The organism is Corallococcus sp. AB049A, from assembly GCF_003668885.1.
Taxonomy (GTDB): Bacteria; Myxococcota; Myxococcia; order Myxococcales; family Myxococcaceae; genus Corallococcus; species Corallococcus interemptor.
The window spans coordinates 1-4,277 of record NZ_RAWL01000589.1 but is presented as its reverse complement, the minus strand read 5'-3'; the positions used below and the strand labels follow the sequence as shown (position 1 = coordinate 4,277).

General features: G+C 71.5%; 4 protein-coding genes. 2 read left to right on the top strand and 2 right to left on the bottom strand.

All coding sequences use genetic code 11. The annotated features are described in order from the left end of the window. Nucleotides 1-76: 76 nt before the first annotated feature. On the top strand, nt 77-1,600 hold the full coding sequence (locus D7X55_RS36665) for a choice-of-anchor D domain-containing protein (protein WP_233610286.1): 1,524 nt from the start codon (nt 77-79) through the stop codon (nt 1,598-1,600). 85 nt (nt 1,601-1,685) lie between these two features. Next, nucleotides 1,686-2,606 (top strand): metallophosphoesterase, encoded by a 921-nt coding sequence (locus tag D7X55_RS36660; RefSeq protein ID WP_121725457.1) that lies wholly within the window; start codon nt 1,686-1,688, stop codon nt 2,604-2,606. Here D7X55_RS36660 and D7X55_RS36655 read toward each other — a convergent pair. Together D7X55_RS36655 and D7X55_RS36650 are read right to left on the bottom strand one after the other, a co-directional pair. Continuing rightward, a complete protein-coding gene (locus D7X55_RS36655) occupies nt 2,596-3,711 on the bottom strand; it encodes a hybrid sensor histidine kinase/response regulator (protein WP_199747309.1) in 1,116 nt (371 codons plus the stop codon). The two genes, D7X55_RS36660 and D7X55_RS36655, sit on opposite strands and share 11 nt — an antisense overlap. Before the next feature lie 31 nt (nt 3,712-3,742). Continuing rightward, nucleotides 3,743-4,276 carry a chemotaxis protein CheB gene (locus D7X55_RS36650; RefSeq protein WP_233610285.1) on the bottom strand — a complete coding sequence of 178 codons (534 nt, stop codon included), beginning with the start codon at nt 4,274-4,276 and terminating at the stop codon, nt 3,743-3,745. Nucleotide 4,277: the final 1 nt, after the last annotated feature.

Below are 4,277 nucleotides of genomic sequence, written 5' to 3'. Positions count from 1 at the left end.
AAGACGGCATACGAGTTAGGCTCCGGTCTCGTGGGCTCGGAGGTGGCGCTGGAGCGCGGACAGGAAGCACGCCTCCGTGCCGGTGTTGCGCAAGGTCAGCCCCAGCGCCACCTCCGAGCCCACCGGCACGGAGGCGTGCTTCCTGTCCGCGCTCCAGCTGGCGTCCGGGTCGGACCCCGCCTTCCGCGCGTCCACGCTGCCCAACAGGGTGCTGGAGCCCGGCAAGAAGGCCACGCTCATCGTGCGCTTCCAGCCGCCCTCGGAAGGGGAGTTCCAGGGGCTCGCGGAAGGGTGGGTGAGCCACCCCACGCACGGCCATCCGCTGGTGAACCTGGTGGGGCGGGGCGTGCAGGGGTGCTTCTCCGTGCAGCCCACCACGGTGGACTTCGGCATCAACCGGCTGGTGTGCGGCCCGCGCACCCGCGAGTTCATGGCCTACAACGACTGTCCGGGAGAGGTGAAGGTCGCGGGCATGAAGCTGGAGCAGGCGGGCGCGCAGTTCGCGGTGTCCGGCGCGCTGCCGGCCACGATTCCCCCGGGCGGGCGCGTGAAGCTCACCGCGAAGTACGCGCCGGTGGAGGAGGGGGACGACGCGGCGACGGTGCGCTTCACCCTGAAGGACGGCGCCGTCTTCAACGCGGGCCTGGTGGGGCGGGGGCTGTCGAAGACGGACCAGACGGACCGCTTCATCCAGCAGGCGGAGGCGCGCGTGGACGTGCTCTTCGTCGTCGACAACTCGGGCTCCATGATGGAGGAGCAGCAGAGCCTGGGCGCGAACTTCGCGGCCTTTTTGTCCCAGGCCGCCGCCGCGCAGGTGGACTACCGCATCGGCGTCACCACCACCGGCCTGGACCCGTCCCCCGGCGGCTGGTCCGAGTGCCCCGGCGGCGCGCTGGGCGGTGAGAACGGGCGCCTGTTCCCCGTGGACGGCACCAGCCCGCGCATCATCACCCCGGAGACGCCCAACGCGGCCGGCGTCTTCGCCAACAACACCCACGTGGGCGTGTGCCACTGGAACGAGCAGGGCCTGGACGCGACCTGGCGGGCGCTGTCGGATCCGCTCCTCTACAACCTGGACGACCCGCGCACGCCCCAGCTCAACGACGGCAACGGCGGCTTCCTGCGCGAGGACGCGAAGCTGGCCATCATCGTGCTGTCGGACGAGGAGGACTTCAGCTCGCAGCCGGTGGCCTTCTATGAAACGTACCTGCTGGCCCTGAAGGGGAACGACCCGTCCAAGGTGAGCTTCAACGCGGTGGTGGGCCCGGAGGATTTGACGACCTGCACCACCTCCAGCAGCTCCGGCAGCCGCTACATGGAGCTGGCCCGCAGGCTCAACGGCGTGGTGGACAGCATCTGCACGCCCAACTGGGCCGCGTCGCTGGAGAAGCTGTCGGAGAGCGCCTTCGGGCCCAACCGCGCCTTCCCCCTGTCGGAGCTGCCGGAGGACCCCGGCGCCATCGCCGTCCGGGTGGACGGGGTGCCCGTGACGGAGGGCTGGGCCTATGACGCGCGGGCCAACGCGGTCATCTTCGAGCGGCTGCGCGCCCCGGCCCCGGGCGTGGTGGTGGAGGTCACGTACCCTCTGGGTTGTCCCTAGGCAAAAGCGGCCATTCGTCCGTCACCGGAAAGTGCCGGTGGCGGATGACTCGACAGGACGGGGCGGGAGCCCTTGAGTGAAGGGCATGCCGCAGGACTCCCTCCTCGTCGCCGCGCTGGGTGACATCCATGGACGCTTCCACCGCGTGGAGGCGTGGCTGGACGCGCTGGAAGAGGCACGTGGCCGCCCGGTGGACTACGTGCTGGCCGTGGGCGACGTGGAGGCCTTCCGCCACGCGGACGACCACCGGCGCAAGGCCGCCAAGCGCTCCATGCCCGCCGAGTTCGCCGAGTACGCGGACGGCATCCGCCGCGTGAAGCGGCCGCTGTACTTCATTGGCGGCAACAACGAGGACTTCGAGGCGCTGCACGATTTGCCTGATGGAGGCGAGCTGGCCCCGGGCGTCCACTACCTGGGCCGCGCGGGGCTGCGCACCCTGGGGCCCCTGCGCGTGGCGTACCTGTCCGGCATCCACGCGCCGCGCTTCATCGACCAGCCGCTCAAGCGCCCCACGTCGCTGGATACGGCGAAGCAGGCGGGGTACTTCCGCACGCCGGAGGTGGAGCGGGTGGCCGCGGAGCGCGACGTGGACCTGCTCCTGGTGCACGAGTGGCCCCGGGGCATCGTGCAGAAGGCCCGCGACGAGCGGCTGTCCCCCGAGCGCCCGCTGCCCTCGCCGTGGATTGGCAACCCGGTGACGCGCAAGCTGGTGGACACGGTGCACCCGAAGTGGGTGCTCTGCGGGCACTCGCACAAGCCCTTCGCGGTGGCGCTGGACTCGCACGGGCGCACGCTGTCGCGCGTGGCGTGCCTGGACCAGGCGGCGCGGCCGGACACCGCCGTCTTCTGGCTGGAGTTCGAGGGGCGCGAGGCCCAGCGCGCCGGCTGGGGCGTCTCCGGCGTGCCCACCTGGCAGGCCGGACAGCGCTGGGGGATGCACACCCTGCCGCCGGTGGATCCGGGCGGGCCGGGCAGCGTGCCCGCGGACAACGGCGCTACAGCTTGACGACCTCCACGCCCTTGCGCGGCAGCACCACGCGGAACTCCGTGTAGGGCCCGGTGCCGGAGAGCACCTCCACGCCGCCCTGATGCGCGTGGATGATCTGCTGGACGATGTAGAGCCCCAGGCCCAGGCCTTCTCCCCGGCCCCGGCGCTGCTGGCCGCCGCGGAACGGGTCGAAGAGGAAGGGCAAGAGGTGGGCCGGGATGACGCCCACGTTGGTGATGGTGAACCTCAGCGCGTCGTCGCGCGTGCCGTCCACGTGGATGCGCACCGGCTCCGCGGCGTCGCCGTACTGGAGCGCGTTGCCGATGAGGTTGGAGGCCACCTGCGCCAGCCGGTCCGCGTCCCAGTCCCCCACGAGGTCGCCGTCCTGCCGCACCTCGATGCGGTGGCGCGGCCAGGCCGTCTGGTGCTCCTGCACCATGCGCTGCACCAGCTGCCCGAAGTCCGTCTCCCCCCGGCGCAGGGGGATGCCTCCGGCCAGCCGCGCGCGCGCCAGGTCCAGCACGTCTTCAATCATCCGGCTCATGCGCTTGCCGGCGGCCATCATCCGCGAGGCCGTCTTCTTCACGGCCTCGTCCTCCGTGCGGCGCTGGAGCAGGTCCGCCGCGGTGAGCATGGCGGACAGGGGGTTTCTCAGGTCGTGCCCCAGCACGGCGGTGAACATCTCGTTGAGGCGCAGGGTCTCCGCGAGCGTGTCCAGCTGCTGCGCCAGCTGCTGCTTCTGGCGGTGCATCTGGAAGAAGACCTCCGCCTTGGCGCGCAGCGCGTGGGCCTCCAGCGGCTTGAAGAGGAAGTCCACCGCTCCGGCCTCGTAGCCCTTGAAGGTGCGCCACGGGTCGCCCGCGCCCGCGGTGACGAAGATGATGGGCACGTCGCGGGTGCGCTCGGAGCCGCGCATCAGCTCCGCCAGCTCGAAGCCGTCCATCTCCGGCATCTGCACGTCCACCAGCGCGAGCGCGAACTCGTGGAGCAGCAGCAGCTCCAGGGCCTCCGCGCCGGAGCGGGCGCAGTGCACCTCCACGTCGTCGCGCCGCAGCACGGCGGAGAGCGCCAGGAGGTTCTCCTCCAGGTCGTCGACGAGCAGGCACTTCACCCGGGAGGCCACGGGCTGGGGCTCCTTGCTGAGGATGGAAAGGTCAGATAGCACCGCCATCTCCCCATGCCCGCAGGACGGCGGGCATCTGTTCAAGAGGCAGCACGAAATCCACCGCGCCGGCCGCGAGCGCCGCCTGGGGCATGGTGGGCGCACGCGCGGTGGAAGGCTCCTGCACCAGCGTGACGCCTCCCCGGCGCTTCACTGCCTGGAGCCCCAGGGCCCCGTCCGCGTTGGCACCCGTCAGGATGACGCCACCCAGGCGCTTGCCATAGACGGCCGCGGCGGACTCGAAGAGCACGTCGATGGCGGGGCGTGAGAAGTGGACGGGGGCGTCCGCGGACAGCGCGAGCGACGGCCCCCGCGCGTCCCGGTCCACGAGCAGGTGGTGGTTCGGGGGCGCGAAGTAGACCGTCCCAGGCTGGATGGGCTGCTTGTCGGCGGCCTCGTGCACCGGAAGCCGGCACCGGACGGAGAACACCTCCACCAGCAGGCTGGGGAGGTGGCGGGGCAGGTGCACGACGATGAGCAGCGCGGGCCGGAAGTCATGGGGCAGTGTGGGCAGCAGGTGCGTCAGG

Excerpts from the sequence above, each read along its gene's own strand:
- D7X55_RS36660 (WP_121725457.1), top strand. The coding sequence starts at position 1,686 with ATGCCGCAGGACTCCCTCCTCGTCGCCGCGCTGGGTGACATCCATGGA.